2 protein-coding genes are annotated in these 19,859 nt (G+C 74.2%); one reads left to right on the top strand and one right to left on the bottom strand.

The annotated features are described in order from the left end of the window. The first annotated feature begins 105 nt into the window (after positions 1-105). On the top strand, positions 106-777 hold the full coding sequence (locus AC6EXY_RS16990; protein ID WP_165818426.1) for an EthD domain-containing protein: 672 nt from the start codon (positions 106-108) through the stop codon (positions 775-777). A gap of 26 nt (positions 778-803) precedes the next feature. Here AC6EXY_RS16990 and AC6EXY_RS16985 read toward each other — a convergent pair whose 3' ends face one another. Next, positions 804-19,802, bottom strand: a complete 18,999-nt coding sequence (locus AC6EXY_RS16985) for a hypothetical protein (RefSeq protein ID WP_499817563.1) — start codon at positions 19,800-19,802, stop codon at positions 804-806. Between the last annotated feature and the right edge of the window lie 57 nt (positions 19,803-19,859).

The raw sequence follows: 19,859 nt of genomic DNA, 5'->3' as shown, positions 1-19,859 counted from the left end.
TGGAATGCACCGTGACAACCGGAGTCACGGCGCCGCCGGAACCTCCGAGCCGCCGCCCAGGGAGGAATTCTCATGCCCTACACGCGAATCGCACGACTCGCATTCATGTTACATTCTCCGGATGACGTCAGCCAGGAACAGTTCTTCGCGGCGTTGACGTCACGCCGGCCCAGGCTGGAAGAGCTGGCCGGCTCCCTCGACCTCGCGGTCCGCATCGGTGTCCGGCACCCGGAGGAACACTCCGGGGGAAACGGCGCCGGGAGCGCGGAGGGCGTCGAGGGAGCGGCGGAGTTCTCCACTCCCGCAGATCGCCTGGACGATCTGCGCGCGGCCGCCGGGGCGATCGGTGCGCTGCTCACCGACATCGTGGACACACGAAACTCCATCGTGCTGGTCGGGCCCGGTTACGAAACCATCGAACCACGCGCGGCGTACACATTCCTCTCACTCACCTTCCAGCGCGTACCGGGTACCACCCTCGAGCAGATGCGGACCTGGTGGCGGGACCAGCACGGGCCGCTGGCGAGTGGACTGCTCGCCCCCGAACTGCTGGCCTACGACCAGGTGCACGTCGAGCCTGAGCTGAGCGAGCTGGCCTCGCGCGACGCCGGCTTCGCCTACCGCGCGTTCGACTCCTACGACAACCTGACCTGGACCGATTACGCCGACTTCCTGCGCAGCGTCTCGAAGCCCGGGACCGGTGAGGCACTCGCCCAGGACGAGCAGGGGCACCTCGACCGGGCCACCTTCGTCGGCGGGATGATGCAGCGCGTGTAGGCGCGCCGGCGGACGGGTCGGCGGTCTCATGGTGTGCGCGTGGCGACGGCCTCGCCGCCGGAGCCCGAGGTCCCGGAACCGCCGTCGGTCAGGAGTCGGGGTGGGGTCCGCGCGCGCAGACCCAGGGCACGCAGCGCGAGGAGGGCGATCGTGCGTTCCACGAACCGGATGACGAAGGCCAGGGTGATGTCCGCGGAACCGCCGCGGTGGAAGTAGCGGCCCGAGCTCAGCTGAACGGCGATGGTGCGCGGCCCGCCGAGGAAGATGCCCGACAGCAGGGTGCCACCCCCGGCGACCGCGCCGGCCGTCAGCGCATCCCGGCCCCTCAGGGGCAGATACGCCGAGGGAAGCCCGAATGCCGACGACGTCGTGGCGGTCGCGACGAACGAGGCCAGGAAGCCGATGAGAAGCGTGGCCTGGAAGTAGTCGTAGGCGGTGCCGCGCCAGCGGGGCGGGTTCTCCGGGCCGGCCCACTCGTTGTCCCAGTGCTTGTCGTGGTTGTACGGGTTGCGGGTGTAGTGCTTGCCGCCGTCGACGTTGGCGATGCCGTCCTTCCAGGACCTCAGCGGGCTCCACGTGTCGTGCAGGAGGCTGTTCGCCGTCTTGATCGTCGCGCCGATCGCGGCGGCGGTGAAGATGCGGCCCCAGTCCTCGGATCGGAACTTCCCTCTGTTCACCGCGGCGTTCGCGAGGATCCGGGCGGGGATGTCGATCGCGAGCTCCTGGGCGAAGTCGAACGCCGCCTTCTGCAGGACGCGCCGGTCGCGGGGCACGAACGTCCCGGCCAGGCCGTCCACCGCCGCGTACTGCAGTCGGTTCGACTCCTTCCACTCCCGGAGATAGCCGCGGAACTGGTTGAGCGGGCCGCGGTACTCGAACTCCCGGCCGACCAGCGTGAACGACGTGCCGGGCAGGAGCCGCCAGCGGCCGGCGGGGCTACGCTCCCACACTCGCCCGGACAGGCTGCGATACCGCAGCAGCCGACCGTTCGCGTCGGTTTCCCGCCACTGCTTGTGGAACTTCTCCGACTCGCGGTACACGCCCGAGCCCGCGGAGGTCTCCTTGCGCTCGCGGAACACGTCACCCTGGTCGTACTCCCGCCACTCACCGATTCCGCTCGGCTGGCCCACCAGGCGCGGCCGGATGTACTCGCGGACCCGCCCGTCGGCCTGTTCGCGCAGGACCCGCTGTGCGTCGGCCGGGTCGACGTCACGCCAGTCGGTGGCATCGGTGCCGGGCGGGACGTCGGCCTGCCAGCCACGGCCGTCCGCGGTGCGCCACTCGCGGCGCCCCGCGCTGCCCACCTTCACCGTGCCCGAGGGGTCACGGATCTCGGAGTGCCAGGCGCCCGTGCTGTCCCGCCAGGAGAACAGCGTGGCCGCCTTGCCGAGGGAACGGACGTCGCGAATCCGGGTCTGGGTGCCCGCGGTGATCTGCTGGTAGTCGCGGAAGGAGTCGTCCCAGCTGCCGGTCCACTGGTGGTTGCGGCTGCTGACGCGCAGGCCGGTGTTCGTGCCGTCTGTCCAGGTCCAGGTCGTGCCGCGGGAAGGCGTGCCGGTACCGGTGACGGCGACGGTGGCGACGCTCGGACCGTGCGGGAGGGCTGGGTCGGCGAAGATGTCGCGGCGCCCGACGATCTCACCCATCGTGTTGCGGGTGATCATCGCTCCCGTCGTCCGAGGCGTGAAGTGGACGCCGCCCGCCGGCGGGTTCTGCTGATAGACCGGCGGGTTCGGGCCCAGGTAGGAGACGACGTTGCCCCGGGGGTCGGTGTGGCGGACGACGAGGCGGGGAGCGGACAGGCCGCCCGGCTGGATGGTGTCGATCCATCCCGGGCCGCCCCCGAGCAGATGCCGTTCGCCGATCTCGCCGGTGGTGAGGTTGCGCCAGGACAGAACGCGAGCGGCGCCCGTGGGCAGGTCGCCCTCCAGGGACGGCCAGGTGTCCGCCAGCCGGCCGATCTCGACGGTGTTGCCGTCGTCCAGCTTGAGCGCGCCGCGGACGAAGTACCCGTCCACGGTGAAGTCGGCGAACGATCCGTCCGGGGTCATCACCCGCACGCCCCGGGCGACGGTCGCGGCGGTCGTGAGGTCGGTGCCGTTCTTCTCCTCCCACCGGTACACCTGGTAGCGGCTGTCGGCGAAGAGCATGCCGGGGTTCGGGAAGTCGACCCGGCCCCACTCGGCGCCGAAGAAGCGGGCGATCTGCCGGTAGGCGGCGCCCGTCACCGCGTCCCGTGTCTGCCAGAGAAACTGCGGCGGCCGCTGCTCGGCATAGCGGGTGATCTTCAGCGTGTGGCCGCCGGCGACCGGTTCCAGGCTCCCGGTCTCCTTGGCCTGTGGAGAGATCTCCTGGTAGAGGGGCGACACGTGGGTCCCGCCGCCGGGGTCCTGGATCACCGGGGACTCGCGGTAGTGCAGGACGCGCGGCAACCGGCTCCTCGTGCTGTAGGACCGCTGCACGACCCCACCCGACCCGGTCGCGGTGACCGGCGCCACGCCTGACCCGGACGTGGTGACGGGCGCCACGCCCGACCCGGACGGAGGGGAGGATACGGTGATCAGGTCGGTGGTGCTGCGGCCGCGCTGACGGATCCCCTGCATCACGAGGCGGCCGTCGCGGTCGTAGCGGAACCAGCGCCAGGAGCCGTCGGGCTGGAGCTCGCCACGCACCATCCCCTTGTCGAGGGTGCGCCGGCCCTCCCGAACGAGGACGTTGCGAATCAGGCCGTGGGCGAGGTCCGACCAGACCGCCCCGTCGGACTCCACGCCGAAACGCCGGGTGCCACGGGCGACGGTGTCGCCGTGCAGGCCGGCGCGCCCGCCGTCCCACTCGTGCCAGTACCGGGCGCCGCCCGGGGCGCGCAGGACCTCCAGCCGACGGCCCGAGCCGAGGATCTCCCGGGAGTAGAACGGCGTGCCGTCCGCGCCGACGAGACGCAGGCTGCCGTCCTGCCCGGCGTCGGCACGGCCGGCGGCGTTGTAGGCGGGCCGGGTCCCCCCACCCGGGGCCGGGACGGTGCGCGGGCCCGCGGTGCCCGCACGGACCCACCTCGGCGGTGTGGCGGTCAGGTCGACGTCGAAGTGGGTGCCGTCGGGCTGGCCGCGCTGGTCGAGGAAGGTGATGTGTTCCCGCAGCAGCCGGCCCTCCTCGTCGACCTCCTGCCAGTCGCCGCGGTGCGGGCCGCCGGAGGCATCGGTGAGCCGGTAGCCGCCCGCCGCTCGGGTCACCGTGACTCCCGCCGGCGCTCCACGACGGTCATGCAGGGTGAAGGCCGGGCCAGCACCGGTGCCGCCGCGGTGGTCCAGGTGCAGGCGACGGCCGTCCAGTGCCGCGCCGCCGGAGGTGCGCAGCGGGACCTGCTGGGTGAGCAGGTTGCCGGCGGCGTCGAAGTCGCGGCGCTCCCCGCTCGGGGTCGTGAGCGCGAACCCGCCCAGGCCGGTGGGGCTGACTGTCCAGGCGCGCATGTTCGCGAGCAGGTCGTGGGTGGTGGCCGTGCGGGCAGCCCAGTCGATCTCGACCTGGCCGAGGTCCCGGTTGGCCTGGGTCGGATGCGCGGGGTTGGTCATCCGCACCCGTTCGGCGACGAGTGTGCCGTCCGCGGCGTAGCTCGGCCCGTCACCACGGGCGTCACGCAGGTCGACGCCTCCGCCTGGCCTCCCGGTGACTCTCCAGAGGATGCTCGGGACCGGTGCGGCGGAGACAGAGGGTGCGGGAGGCACGGCGGGTACGGGGGGTACGGCGGGCACGGCGAGGGTCACGGCCAGCGCCGGCGTGGTCGATGCGGGCGCGGCCGGGTGCAGGGTCGCGGTGGCGGCGTTCCAGTCGATCAGCATGTGCCCGGACGCCCTGCCCACCGCGGCCAGGGCGGCGGCCGGCGGGTCGGTGAGCGTGCGCCGCTCGGCTTCGAGGGTGCCGGTGGGCCCGTAGCGGAGATAGTCGCCGTGATGGCCCGGTGAGGTGTCGCGCACCTCGTAGCCGCCGCCGTGCGGGACGACGGTGCGGCCCGGGACCGGCTGGCCGGCCGGTCCCGTCAGGATGTACTGGCCGCCCGGCGCGGCGGTGAGGTCGGCGACGATCAGCTGCCCGGTCAGAGGCGCGCCGGTGGCGTCGTGCGGGACGACGACCTGGTGGCGTAGGTCGCCGGCCGCGCCGAACGTCATGCTCGCCGGGCCGTCGTCGAGGCGGAAACCGCCGCCGGGGAGCCGGGTGAGGCCCCAGGTGCGGGTCGCGCCGAGGGAGTCGACGGTGGTGGCGGTCGACGTCGTCCAGTCGAGGTTCGCGGTGCCGAGGTCGCGCAGGAGGGCGGGGCGCAGCGGATGGCCGAGCGGCGTGCTCTCGTCGACCAGGTGGCCGCCCGCGTCGACGGTCCGGTGGCCGCCGGCGGCGTCGGTGAGTCGCAGCCCGCCGCCGGGGGCGGAGGTGACCGTCCAGGTGCGGGTGGCGTCCGCCGGGTCGGTGGCCCGCGGCGGGGACGCCGACCAGTCGATGTCCAGCTGGCCCACCGGCACGGGTACCGGCGGGGCTGCCGTGATCGTGGTTGTGGTCGTGGCGGTGGTGGTCGTGGTGGTGGTGACGGGCGGCGCAGGCGCGGGTGGCGGGGGCTCGAGCAGGGTGCGGCGCTCGCCGCGCAGGCGGCCGTCGCGGCCGAACTCACGGTGGTCGCCCAGGGTCGGACCCGGGCGCCGGTCCGTCAGCCGGAACACGTCGCCGTGCCGGCTCACGTCGACCTCGGGGGGATCGCCGTCGTCGGCGTCGAGGACGTACGGGTCGGCGTCGTCGCCGCGCGTGTAGCGCACCTCCAGGGAGACGTCGCCGGGCAGGGGGGTTCCGGTCGCGTCGCGCAGGGTCAGCGTCTCGGTCTGGAGCAGGCCGAAGAAGTCGTAGTAGCGCCGCTCGTCGCTGCCGACGAGGCGGATCTGGTCGTGGAGCCACCGGACGTCGTACTGCCGCGTCGTGCCCGCCGGGTCGGTCACCGTGCCCACGGGTTCGTCGCCCGACAGGTCGATGTCCACCTGACCCGCGGGGCGCGGCGCCGGCGCGGGCGTCGACCCGTCGGCCCCGGCGGGCGGGCGGGCCGCGTCCGGGTACTCGCTCAGCATCAGCCGCTGGTGCAGCAGGTTCCCGACCTGGTCGAGGCGCAGGGTGTTCCCGCCGGGCTGGGTGAGCGTCACCCCGTCGGCCTCGCGGCGAAGATCGAACAGCTGCGCGGGACGCTCGTCGCCCATCTCGACGAGGGCCGTGCGGTCCCGGTGGTTGAGGTCGACGGATCCCAGGACGGTGAGCGCCGTGATCTCCATGCGGGTACTGGTCAGGCGCCCGTCCGGGCCGAAGGTCAGGGAGTACCCGGCGTCGAGGGTGTCGAGACGGACGCTGCCGTCGTCGTGGTGGACCAGGGTGCCGGTGTGGACGACCTCTCCGTCGGCGTCGACGAGCTCGCTGCTCGGCGCCGCGCCGTCCCCGGAGCGGGTGTCGAGGGTGCCGACCAGCTCCTGGCCGTCGGCGAGCGGCAGATGGTAGGTGTACCGGCCGTCCTCGTCCGAGGGACGCAGCCGGTCGAAGGGCACCCCGGCAGGCGGCACGACGCTCAGGAGCCCGCGCCCGTCCGTCAAGGACTCCGGTCTCGCGGAGGCCTGCCCCGCGGTGATGGAGTGGAACCACTCCTGCTGGTGAGGGCCTTCGACGTGCAGCAGTGGTCCGGTCGGCGCCGCCGGGGTGGCGACGCCGATGGGCATCCCGACCTCGGGATCGCCGGTCTCGATGATCGTCTCGTGGGACGGCGGTGGCTCCTCGGCGCCGACCACGGGCGGGTCGTCGTCGGGCGAGCCGGCGTCCGAGAGCGCATCGTCGGGCCGGCCGTCGTCGGAGAGGCCGTCATCGGAGAGGCCGTCATCGGGCGGGTTCGGCACGGACGGCGCGCTGCCCGGCAGGATCTGATGGTCGCGCAGCCAGACGCGCCAGGCGTCGTCGTAGGCCGTCCGCACATCATCGAGGTCGAGTCCGAAGGCCGCCAGCGCCGCGCCCGCCCGGGTGAGACGGTCGCCGGCCGCGTCCAGTGCCGCGACGGCCGCCACCTGCGCCGCGGTCTGCGGCCGCTTGCCCCCCGCGACCGACGCGGCCGTCGACGTCCCGGCCTCGGCGTCCGCCCGGGGGAAGACGACGTCGTGCGCGGCCTGGGCGCCTGCCAGGCCGCGGCGCGCCGCCACCAGGGTCAACCAGGCGGTGGCCACCTCCTCGATCCGCGCCGGATCGGTCACGCCGAGCCCGGGCACCCACATCGAGGCCGGCATCGAGCCCGACAGCATTACCTGGCCGTCGGCTGACGACGGGGCGCTCGGGGCGCCGGGGCCCTCCTCGACGAGGTGGCCGGAACGATCGTAGGTCTGGTACCGGCCCGCGGGGCCGTCCAGGCGCAGGCCGCCCTGCGCCGTGGAGGTCACGGTCCAGTCACGGGTCCCGCCGGTCGGGTCGGTGACACGACCCCGCCCGGTCGTCCAGTCGATGTCGAGGTGGCCGAGGGACGCCGAGGGCGTCATGACCTCCATGCCACGTGCGATCAGCTGGCCGTTCGGGCCGTAGACCCGGAAGTCGCCCGGGCTTGACCCGATCCGGAAGCCGCCGTCCGTCTGATGCTCCACCGTCCCGGCGTAGTCGCTGACGTCGGACGCGGTCGAGCCCTCGCCGGTGCCCGCCGCACCGGCCTCGGCGAGGTGGGGCGGGGGGACGAGGGTGCCGTGGGTGTCCCGCCGCGTCCCGCCCGGCGGGGGGATCGTCGCCCGCAGGGTCCCACCGTCCGCCAGCGGCACCGTGTAGGGGATGAAGCCGTGTTCGTCCGGCAGGCCAAGCTGGTCGAACCTGACCCCGGGGGGCGGCTCGGCGTCGCGCAGCAGCTCCAGACGCGCACCGTCCTGCCCGAGTTCCTCCTCGAAGGAGGGGTCGGGCAGCAGCACCGCCAGGTCGGTGCGGGCCTCGGTGAAATCGTCCCGAGCGCGGTCGAGGGCCGCCCGCGCCGCGCGCCCTTGCCGGATCTGCGCTGTCGTGGCGGTACCTGCTGTCGTGGCGGACCCTGTCGTGGCGGACGGGGCGGGGTAGGTGGCGCGGTACCGGATGATTGCCTGGTGGTAGGCGGCGCGGGTGTGCGCGACCAGGGCGCTCGCCTGACGGACGGCGGGTGGTTCCCGTTCCCACTCGCCGCGCAGGCTGTCGAATCCGTACGGGTTTCCCTCGGGCCGCACCGTCGACGGCGCCGTCCGCTCGGCCCCCGGATGGCCCTCGACCACGTCGAGGAACCACTGCCGCAGGTCGTCGCCGTCCAGGACAAGCGCCGGCGAGCCCGGCGTCGTGCCGCCCGCGGCCGGCGGGCTCGACGGCTCGGCCGTGGGCAGGTGCGCGACCGTGACCGGTCGGCCGAGGTGCGCGCTCATCGCCGCCGCGGTGTTCTGCAGCCAGCGGCGCAGATCGACCGGGTCGATGGCACCCCGAACCTGTTCGGACATGGTCCTGGTGGAACTCGCGTCGATCACCAGCCCGCCGTCCGGACCCCGGTAGAGCGCACCGCTGACCCGCACGGGCACTGAGACGGTCGCCCCCGCCTCGTCGAACCCCACCGCCACGGTCGGATGGCGCAGCCCTGTCAGGCCCGCGACGAACTCCTCCCGGCTCGGCACCGGCTCGCCGCGTGCCTCGCGGGCCCGCGCCGACCACTGGTACACCTCGTCGAGGGTGTCCGGCGAGACCAGCGAGGTGGGGTCGTCGCTGCCGAGGTAGATGTCCGCGGCCGACTCCCCCACCACCGAGAACAGGAACGACGCGCCCGCCGGCGCCGCCTCCAGGTGCTTGCCGGAGAAGGCGGCGAGCGGCGTGAAGAACGGGTTCACCCGCACGAACCCCTGGTCGTCACGCTCGTTGTCCCGCAGATGCGTCGGATATTCGGCTGTACCGAAGTCGTGATCCAGATCGCCCGTCAGCCCCCCGTCCGGCAGGGTCTGCGGGGAATGCGCGGGGGCGCCGCCGCGCACTCTGGGCAACGGGCTTCCCAGCAGGGTGGCCACCACGTCGCCGACCAGAGCTGTCGACGGTGTCCGCAGGTTCGCCGGCCGCGACCGGACATCCCGGTACACCCGAAGGATCTGGTCGTCGCTGAACTCCCTACCGGCCGGCAGGGATCGCCGCACGCCGCGCACGGCTTCGCGCTCGGTGGCGTCGGCCGGGACCAGCGGCTCCGACGACGACACCTCCCCCGCCGGGACGGGCAGGATCTCGTCCACCGGGGCGGGCGCGGGGTCGCGGTAGGCGGGCGGGTGCGTCACCTGCTCGAGGCGTGCGCGCACGATGCGCAGCGCGTCGTCGACGGCGGTGCGCACCGTCGCGTCGTCGGGCAGTGGCCGGTTCGGGTCGACGGGGCCGACGGTCACGTCCAACCCGAGCGGGCGCAACGCCAGATACCGGACGTCGGGCGTCCCCGTGTCACGGACGACGTACACGGTCTGGTTGTCGTGCGCCGGGAGCTGGCCCGCGGTATCCGCCGGGACCTCCTCGACCCGCAGCCCCAACAGGTCGGCGATCGTGTCCAGGTCGAGGCCGGTTCTCGTCCCCCCTGCCCGCGACAGCGTGGTGCCCGGTGCGTACACGGTCTGGTGGAAGGAGGCGAGCTCGGTCCTGATCGCGGTGGCCACCGGCGCCGGGGCGGTCTGGAACAGGCGGTACAGCGCCGCGGGGCCGGAGGCCGGATGTTGGAGCGCCGCGCTGTACAGCAGGGCGGTGAGCTGGCCGTTCTCGTCGTGGGACACGCCCGGCGGGACCGGCGTGATCTGCATCGAGGGCCCGTCGGCGAAGCTCACCACACTGCCCGGACCCGGATAGGCCGGTTCCGGGATCGCCAGCTGGTCCGGGCGCCCGGCGGGGGCGTCCGTCAGCAGGACGGTCACTTCGGCGGTGAACCGGTCACGGCGCTCGGTGTACCTGGCCTGCGGACCGGCCTCGCCGGTGCTGGCCTGCGCGGGGACGACGACGAGTTCCAGCAGGGCGGGGTCGAGACCGTGTGCCGCCGCCGCGGTGACGATGTGGCGGGCGAGGATCCGCGGGACCGTCGCCTCGAGCCCGTTCGCCCCGGGCAGGGCCAACCGGCCGTCCCCCAGGCTGCCGACGACGACCGGAGTCCTCCCGCGGGCGGCGGCCTCGTCGGCGGCCTGCCGTACCCGCTGGATCGAGGTGTCCCTGACGGTGGGGTCGCCGGCGGTGGGCCGGTCGAGGTCGGGGGACCACAGGTTCAGCCAAGGTCCCCCGGAGGCGGTGGTGAACGGCGAGCGTGTCGGTGCCGCGGGTGCCTGCCGCCAGGCCGGTTCGCCGGAGTCCGGGTCGCCCTGCCGGGTCGTCTCCACCGGCGTGTTCAGCTCGCCCTGCACCAGGGTGGGGATGCCGGCGTGCACCGGTGCGCCGGTCGTGCGGGACAGGCTCGCCAGCATCAGTCCGACCGTGGGGACCGCGGCCGTGTTGTACCGCCGGATGATCGCCGCGAGCTGCTCCGCCGGGATGGCGAGTTCACCGAGCCCGTCGACGTGCACGGTGACCGTGTCCGGACTTCCGTCGGCGAGCACCAGGAAACGGCCCGGTGCCCGGGGCGGAACGCTCTGCCCCGGGCGGCTTCCGAGCGGTCGGACGGACAGGTCGATCCCGTACGGGCCGGCCTCGTCGGCGAGGACGCGCACCTCGACATCGGAGATCGAGGCGCCCGCCAGGTACCACTCCGAGGTGTCCAGGTGCGGGAGGTCGAAGTCCTGGTCGTAGCGGACCAGCTGGCCGGTCAGGCTGTCCCGCACATGGTCGAGGCGCGACGGGTCCTGGCTCGTGCCGGTGCCCTCCGTGGGCGGTGCCACGACCGGCACCCAGCGGTCGGCGATGACGTCGCGGAGGTCGTCGGAGACCCGGGCGTTGATCCCGACGTACACCGGCTGGCCGCCGATGCGGGCGGACAGCTGCGACGCCAGCGTCTCGAGGTGCGCGTCCACCTGCGCCCCCGGGCCCGAGCGCGTCGAGATCAGCCGGAGCGGGGGCATCGGGCGCTGGGGCTCCCCCGGGGCCGCCGCGAGGGTGCTCGACAGGACGTCCATGACGCTGCCGGGCGCGAGCGGGATCAGCTGCTCGGGGCTCCACGACGGCTGCCCGGTCGTCGCCGTGTTCACGACGACGAGAGGCAGGCCGGCCAGCGACGGGTCCATCGCGTGCAGGCTCGCGTCCCACCGGGCCAGCTCCTCGCGCCAGGCGGGCGTGTTGACGCTGCTCGAACCGAGGAGAACGGCGCCGCCCTCATACGTCGCCACGCTGTGGGCCATGGTGGTGAGCTGGCCGTGCTCGTCCAGGCGCAGGTAGCTTGGCAGGCCCTCCTGCCCGGGCGGGGCCACGATCGCGAGCTCCGGAACGTACCTGCGCGAGGTGCCCGCCCGTACCCGCCCGACCGGGTTCGTGAGTCGGCCGCCGGGAACGCGATGGGTCCGGAACGGATCGAGTCCTCGTGCTGGCTGGATGTAGGCGACCGGGCTGTGGAACGCGGCGGCCAGGATGTCGACGTCGCGTCGGAAGGCCTCGGTGAAGGCGGGTTCGGTCAGCGGGGGCGGGGTCCACAGCACGACCGTCCCGACCGACCCCTGGGCGGCGGCCGCGAGCTGTGCCGCCCCCTGCTCATCGAGGGGACGCACGGTCCCGTCGCCCATCGGAACCCCCAGACCGCCGCCCGGCAGGGACGCCAGATCGAGGGCGAAGGTGCCCGCCGGATAACCGAGGTCGGGGTTCGCGTACAGCGCGCGGCGCTGCTGGAACTGGCGCGCTGTGGGTGCGGCCAGACCGGCGGCGGCCATCGGCAGCACCACCGGCGCGTCCGGCGGCCACAACCGCCCGATCGGATCGGTCACCAACGGCGTGGGCCGCCCCTGCGGGCTGTGCAGCGCCTCCCATTCCCCGAGGGACTCGTTGCGGGCGGTACTGAACACCGCCCGCAGGTGCCCGCCGCCCACCCGGGCGGTCCGAAAGCTGGCGGCCGGAGCGAACACGAAGGCCCCCGCGGCCTCGCCCACCCGCGCCCAGGTCTGCCGCTGCTCCCGGGACAGCGGCTGGCCCAGCACGATCGGCTGGCCGTTCCAGCCGTGCCGGCCGAGAAACGCCGGCATCTCGGCGGGCGGCACCGTGAACGACGTCCCGTCCAGGCGGAACAGGACGAGCTCGCCGGCATCGTTGATCTCGGGGAGGTCTCCCTCCACCTCGAACACGTCCGCCCGCGCCGCCACGCCGTCGGCCGCGGCCACCTGCGCCGCGTACCCGTCGGGTGTCGCCAGCCGCAGCCCGGCGCCGGTCGGGACGACCGCGTCGGCCGTGCGGCGCAGGGCCGCTCCGTCCACCGACGTCCACTTGCCCTGCTGCCGCGACGCCGGGGTGCCCAGCACCTGCCACGGCCGTGATCGCCCCTCGTCGTCCACCGCCCGCAGGCCGCTTCCCGGCAGGCGCCGGCCGCCGGGATCGTCGAAGGAGCCGTGGCTGTGCTCGTCGAGGACCAGAACCTCGACGTGGAAGTGGTCGGCGAACGACGAGAGCATCCCCGCCGACGCGCCCGGCCCGCCCGGGGTCCACACCCTGATGTCCTGGCCCGGCGTCCAGCCACGCCCCTGGAAGAGCTCACCGACGGAGTCCGCCCCGAGGATGCGGGCACCAGCCCGCGGGCGCCCGTACCCGAGAGTCGTCAGGCTGTCGTCCCGGTTGCGCAGCGCGAGACCGCCGCCGCGTGACGGGATCACGACGTCGAACACCCCGGTGTCCGTCCGTGCCAGCTCCTGCAGGCCCGGCAACAGGCGCAGGTACTCCGGGAGGGTCACCGACGCCATGCCGCCCGGCCAGCGCACGAACCGGGCACCGGCCGTGCGCAGGGAACCGTCCGCGGCGACGTCCAGCCAGCGCGGCGGCCGGACGACGCCGACCGCGTCGGCCTGGCCCGGCCGCACCGCCACGAACCCGTTCCACGCGCCGCCGTCCACGGCCAGCCGGCCGTTCACCACCTGCTGCTGGCGGCCCGCCGCGGGTATCCACACCTCGGTCCGCAGCGCCTGGGCGACGCTCTCCGCCTGCGCCGCGAACGCGCGGTAGCGCGGGTCATCCCGGCCCTCGGCCGGCCCAGGATCCGGCCCCGGCGCGGCCGCGGACCCCGCCGCCGGCGCTCGCGCGGCCCAGATCTGGATCGGGCCGCCCTGCCAGCCCGCCGCCGTCAGTGCCTGCTCGAGCAGCTCGTCGGTCACCGGGACCAGGTGCCCCCCCGCCCGCTCGGGAAGCGCCAGCCTCCCGTCCTCGGCGCGCGGCAGGACGAGCGACGTGACGTTCGGCGTGCCCGCGAGACCGGCCGCGAGATCGGCCAGCCCGTCCGCGACCAGCACACCCCGCCCCGCATCGGCCGTCACGGCGAACCGGTCGAGCGCACCGGTGGCCGGGGGAGGAACCGCCGGCATCGGGATCGGGACGGCCACCGTGGCGCCCGTCAACGCGTCGAAGTGGTCGACTCCGTCGTGGTAGACGTACACGGCGGGATTCGGCGCGGTCTCCTCCCCCGGGTTCAGGTGGCCGGCCCGCATCTCGCCGGTGTTCGGGTCCGCCCGCACCACCACCACGTCGAGGCCGGTGGCATGGGCCACGATCTGGGGAATCCGGGCGGCGAACGGGGAGCGCCCCATGTCGTCGGCGCGGATCGCCCGCGCGACCAGGTCGCTGGGCCGCATACCGAGAAGCTGGCGACGGTCGGGTATCCCGGCGAGCGACGGCGTCACCTGGAGCAGGCGATGCCACTGCGGGCCGAACGGGTTCTCTGCCTCGGCGAGGACGTCCTCCAGCTGCTGGCGCAGGTCCGCCGTCCGGGCGGGATCGGCGTGGTCGGACGGATCGGGATCGGCACGGGACCCGTGCAGGACGAACCGCAGGGCGGGCGCGTCGAGATCCGCCGCGAGGTCCCGGAGCAGCACGTCACGCTCGCCGCCGGGCTGGTCGACGGTGCCGCGCAGGCTGTCCCCCGGCGGCCCGGTGTACCACCGGTACACCTGCAGGCGCGGGTCCGCGCCGTCCCTTGTCACACCTCGTGAGCCGGGCAGCTGCGCCCGCGCGCTGACGTCCAGGGCGTCGAACAGGCTGCGACTGTCGGAACGTGTCCTGCTGGTCTCGAACCGTTGACCGTCGACGCTCAGCACCTCGGGCGCGGGAACCGGCTCCGGCGCGGGAACCAGTTCGGGCGCGGGAACCAGTTCGGGCGCGCCAACCGGCTCGACGGCAGCCGCTGGATCCGTCAGGTCGGATGTGTCAACGCCGGGTTGGGAGGTGCTGGTCTCGCCGATCTGTGCGCCGTCGCCGGAGCGCCCCGGCTGGGTGGAGGCGGGCGCGCCGCCGCCCAGACCCGGGCGCCCGCGGTTCCAGTCGCGGGTGGCACGCTCGTAGGCTGCCCGCACCTGGGGGACGTCGTGGCCCAGGTCGGCCACGCCCGCCATGGCCTGGTCCAGCGCCACCCGCGCGTCGTCGAGGGCGACGGAGGCGGTGTACTGCGCGTCCGTCTGGCGCCGTTTGGGCCCGCGGACCCCCACCGTCGAGCTCGACGGACCGTCGACCGGCGGCAGCGCCGCCTCCAGGTCGTTGCGCGCCACCGTCAGGGCGTGTTCGGCGGCCATCACCTGGCCCCACGCCTCGTTCAGCCGGGCCACCTCGTCCGGATGGCGGACCCCGAGCAGCGCCGTCCACACCGGTGCGGGCACCGACCTCGACAGCGTCGGCCTGTCGCTGTCCTCCCGACCGGCCGGCCTTCCCGGCGCGGCGGGAGCCGCCTCGCCGGCGGACGGCCCGGTGGGGGGAGGTTCGGGATAGGCCGGCGGCACCCCGGGGCCGTGTGCCGGCGGGCCGGGGTAGGCGGGCGGCGGGCCGGGATCCACGGCCGGGGCGGGCGCGGGTGGGGCGGGCGCCGCGTGTTTGAGCAGCTCGAAGCGCACGGGCCGGCGCAACCGGATCGACAGCAGCTCGGCGACGTTCGTCATCCATCGGGTGAGGTCCTCGGCCGGCGGTTCGCCGCGGACCTTCTTGCTCATGTACCGGCCGGACTGGTCGTTGATGACGAGGACGCCGTCGGGGCCGCGGCGCAGCTCGCCGCTGACCCGCGCCTTCTTCAGGATCGTTGTGCCGGTCACCGGGTCGAACCCGACGGCGATCGTCGGATGCCCGAGCATCGTCACCTGGTGGATGAACTCCTCGTGGGTCTCCATCGGCAGGCCCTGCGCGGTCCGCGCCGCGCTCATGGCCTCGTACACGCGGTCGAGCCGCACCGGGTCCTCGATGGTGAGCGGTTCCTCGCTGCCCAGGAACGGCTCCCCGTCCTCGGTGACGGCGAACTGCCACAGCATGGTGTCGGGCGCGGCGTCGACATGCTTGGGCGAGAAGTCCTCCAGCGACGTCCACAGCGGGTTGGCCCGCAGGTCGCCGGCCTTGTCCAGCTCGACGGCCTTGACCGGGCCGTCGTCCTGCGGCTTCGGCGAGACGACCGGGCCGAAGTCGTGGGTGACGTCGCGGGGCGGGGCCGGGGCGCGGCGCGGCGGCGGTTCGGACAGGTCGGGGACGATCGGCATCCCCAGGGCGTCCGACATCGACGCGGCGAGGTTGGTGACCCAGCGGTTCCAGTCGCCGTCGTGGAGGTCCTCCCGGGTCGTCAGGTCCGGGTAGAGGTTCGGTCGGTAGTTCACCGTCCACTGCCCGTCCGGGCCCCGGCGCAGCTGGCCGCCGACCCGCCCCCGGGCGACGACGGCAGCGCCCGTGGTCGGGTTGAACCCGACGACCACAGTCGCGGGACCGAGGTCGGACAGGCTGTGCACGAAGTCGTCCCGGCTCACGGTCGGGGCGCCCGCGGCGGCGAGGCGCTCGTTGGACAGCCGGTGCAGCTCGTCGAGCTGGGCCGGGGGGATGATCTGCGCCGGATCCTGGCTGCCCAGGAAGATCTGGCCGCCGCGGGCGGCCACGACATCCCACACCGCGCCGGACGCGGCGCCCTCCAGATGCTTCGGGGAGAAGTCCGCAAGCGGCGTCCACAGCGGGTTCATCCGGAGCCGACCGGCGTCGTCGCGTTCCCAGTCCTGGACGAGGAGGGGGAACTGGGCCGGGCCGAGCGCCACCTCGACGGGCTCGGGTTCGACCCAGCCGAGGACCCCACGGCCCGCGCCCGGGAGCCCGGCGGCGGTGCCGCGCGTCACCGCGGGCGGAGCGACGGACGGCCCGGTGCCCCGCTCGTGCGTGACGACCCGCACCTGACGGGCCGCCACCCCATGCTGCTTCAGCTGCTGCAGGACCAGAGGCTGGGTGGCCTGGGCGTCGGTGCGCACCGGCCGGCCCGGGCGGCTTCTTCCGCGGCCGCCTGTTGACGGCGCCGCGACCGCGCCGCTCTCGAGATGCACGATGACGGGCGCCGCCGACCCCTGTCGACGGATCACCTCCGCGACGATCCGCCCGACGAACCCGTCCAGGTCCGCCCGCGCTGCCCCGGTCAGCGCCGCAGCCGTGACCTGGTCCGTCAGGCCCGACAGATCCAGATCCATCCGCAGAACGCCGTGATCGTCCGACGTCACCCGCTGGTTCGCCGCTGCCGGTCCCAGCCCCGGTGCAGGTCCCGGTGCCGTGGACGGCGCGACCTGCACGATCGACGGATCCTGCGCCGACGACGGATCCTGCGCCGACGACGGATCCTGCGCCAACGACGGATCCTGCGCCAACGACGGGTCCTGCGCCAACGACGGGTCCTGCGCCGACGACGGGTCCTGCGCCGAGGATGGGTTCTCGACCGACGACAGGTCCTGGGCCGATGGCCCGCCCTGCGCGGACGGCTCGCCCGGTGCCGGCGGCGCCTCCTGCCGGGCCGGGCCGGAGCGGGTTCCCCGCATACCCGGCTCGCGGGTGCTGGCGGGCAGCGGGATCGCGCTGGAGGTGCTGACCGGCGGCAGCGACCCGAAGCGGCCACCGTCGCCGTCCTCGCTCGTGCCGGTGTCCACCGCGACCCCCCGGCCGTCCGGGCCGGCGACCAGGACGCGCAGGTCGACCGGCCGCAGCGGCGGCTGGTGCAGCGGCAGGACCCGCCGGGGGCCGTCGAGTTGCGTCTCCACCCACACCAGCCGTCCGCCGGTGTTGACCAGAGCCACGCCGTGGCGGGCGACCCCCGGCGCTCCCGTGATCAGGAACGCCGCCGCCCCCGGGCCGAGCTCCCGGACCTGGTTCAGCACCCCGTGCCACGAGGGGATCCGCTGCCAGGGCGAACCGAGCATGCTCGACAGCTGCTGCGACGGGGCCGTCGCGTCGTCGACCGCCGGCCAGCCGCCGGTCACGCCGCCACTCGGGCGTTCCGGCCCCCACAGCCCGCGGGCGGTCTCGACGAGGCGCACGATGCAGTCCGCCGTCGTGCTCGGCTGGTCCCCGAAGACGTTCCGCAGCCGCGTCTGTACCGGCGCCACCACTGCCTGCTGGGATGCCGACAGCCACGGCGTCCCGTCCGCCGCCGGCGCTGGATCGCCATGAAGCTCCGGGAACAACGCGGCGTCCACGGTAGCGGGCGCCGTCACCCCAGCAGCGGCCAGCGACTCGGATCCCCCCATGGCAGCCGGAGCCGCGGACGCGGCCGGCACGGCGTTCGTATCGGCCGGCGTCGTCGGCGGCGCCGGCGCCGGCGCCGCGTGGGGCAGTGCCGTTGAGGACGGGGTGACCGACCTGAGAGGAGACGGGTTCGCTGGAGTCGGAGCCGGGCCCGACGCCGCGGATGACGCCTCGGTCGTGGTCGCGGCTGGAGGTGCGGTCGGCGCCGCGGACAGGGTCGAGGACGAAGTCGGTGACAGCGACGCAGGTGGCGACAGCGACGGAGTCGCCGACGGCTGGGGTGTCGGGGACAGGGTCGGCGTGGGGGACGGAGTAGGGGCTGGGGTCGCGGTCGGCGGCGATGCCGAGGCTGGAGCGGGACGCAGCGGGGAGGATGCGGGAGCGGGCGGTGTGGACATCGGCGTCGGCGCGGGAGCGGGCGACGATGGCGCTGTGGACTCAGCGGGCGACGCCGATCCCGGGGTAGCGAAGGCGGTTACGGCGGCGGGCACGGCATTCGGCGTCGAACTGGGCACCGGAGCCGGCTCGACAGCGGCGAGCGCCCAGCTCCCGGCAGCCGCCCCGGCGGGCGGCGCCGACGACGCCCCGCCGGGCGCGGAGGCCACCGCCCCGGCAGGGATCGCCGATGGTGCCGGAGTCGGCGCCGCGGAACTCGCTGGCTGCACTGGCGCGGGGATGGCCGCGGAGGCCGGCGTAGGTGACGGGCCGGGTGCCAGCCCGTTGATCGACGTCGGGGCCGGGGTCGGGCTCGGCGTCGGGCCCGGCGTCGGCGTGGGGCCCGGCATCGAAGTCAATGTCGAAGTCGAAGTCGGCGTCGGCGTCGGCGGGGCGAGAGGCGTGGCGTCGGGGACGGGCTGCGCGGCGGGGGACGGTGGGTTGGCGACGCCGCGCTGGTCGAGGGCCGCCAGCGGGACCGCGGGACCGGATCCGGCTGCCGGCTCGGGCGCGCGGATCGACGGTGTCGGCGACGGTTCCGCGGGACCGGCGGGAGCGCGAGATTGGGTGGGGCCGGGCACGCTGGCGTCGTCGGGCAGGTCCAGGGCGGCGGACGTCTTCAGGGGCGGGACGGCGGCGACGTTGACGGGACCGAACCCGGCGTCGTCGTCGAGGCTCGCGAGGTTCGCGATGTCGGAGATGTCCGTCGTCGACGAGGCGATCGACGCGGAGCTGAAACCCGACCGGGTGTCCCACCCCGCGTCGGAGTCCTGGTCGCTGATCGACGCGGTCTCCGACCAGTCCGGCGCCTTGATGGTCGTGGGGTCGAAGCGAATCTCCTCGACACCGCCCTGCGTCTCCTTCTCTCCGTTGCCGACTCCGTTGCCGGTCCCGTTGCGGCCGGCGCCACCCGCGCCGGTTGTGGACGAGCCGGAAACACCGGCGGCGCCGTCGAAGCCGTCGTCGCCGGAGCCGAAGACCTGATCGGCTCCGGACGGCAGGGCGGGGGGCGGAGGGAGCTTCACGTCCGGCCCGACGATGCCGGCGCCCTGCAGGCCGGCGTGGGCGCCGCGACCGGCCTTGCCGGCACCCCACTCGGTGCTGCCCTCGACGGCACCGGAGACCGCGTCGTCCACCGCGGTGGACAGTCCCCACTGGTCGTCCACCATTCCGCTGGCGAAGATCCCGCCGCCGACCTCCTGGGACATGGACAGGACGGTCGTCAGGAGGAGGGCGGCCGCCGGGTTGGCGGCGCCGTCGGCCAGGCCGATCGACTTCAGCAGCGCATCCGACTTGGTCAGGAAGGCCCGCATGCCGGGGAGTCCGGCAATGCTGGTGCCGCCGGCGGCCAGCGCGTACTTGACCATGTGGGCGATCTCGCCGCCGTCGAGCCCCTCGCGGCTGCCTTCGAGGATCTGCCACAGCTGGGCGACGACCGACGAACCGGGCATGAACAGCATCTGCATGGCGACGATGTGCGTCGCCGTCTTCGCCGTCTCCTTCGACAGCACCCGCTGGATGATCGTGCGAGTGGTGGCGATGCGCTCGGCCGCCTCCTCGACCTGGCCGAACGCCGCCTCGATGGCGGCGATCGCCAGCTCGATCTGCATGAAGATGAACATCACGAAACCCTGCTTGCGGGTGTAGTCCATCTGCAGCTTCTGGGCGCGCAGCAGCTTCGCCGCCGTCTTGAGCAGCATGCCGGCCTGCAGCAGCAGCTTCGGGTCCTCGACGACGAACGCCGAGGTCTGCGCGACGAACCGCTTGCCAGGCGTGCCGCCCACCGACGACTTCACCGAGCCGATGACCTGCGTCAGTTCAGGAGCGAGCTGGCCGAGCACGATGTCACCGAGCCGGTCAAGGTTGTCGGCGAGACTGCCCATCGTGGGGAGTTCCCCGCCCGGCAGCCGCATACCGGTGAAGGCGTAGATCGCCTCGTCCATGGACTTGGACATCCGGCGTTCTCCCTCCCGTGTCGCGCCCCCGCGTGCTCCCCGTCCGGGCGGGCCGCA

The organism is Frankia sp. RB5 (assembly GCF_059816245.1).
This window is presented reverse-complemented; position numbering and strand designations above follow the sequence as displayed.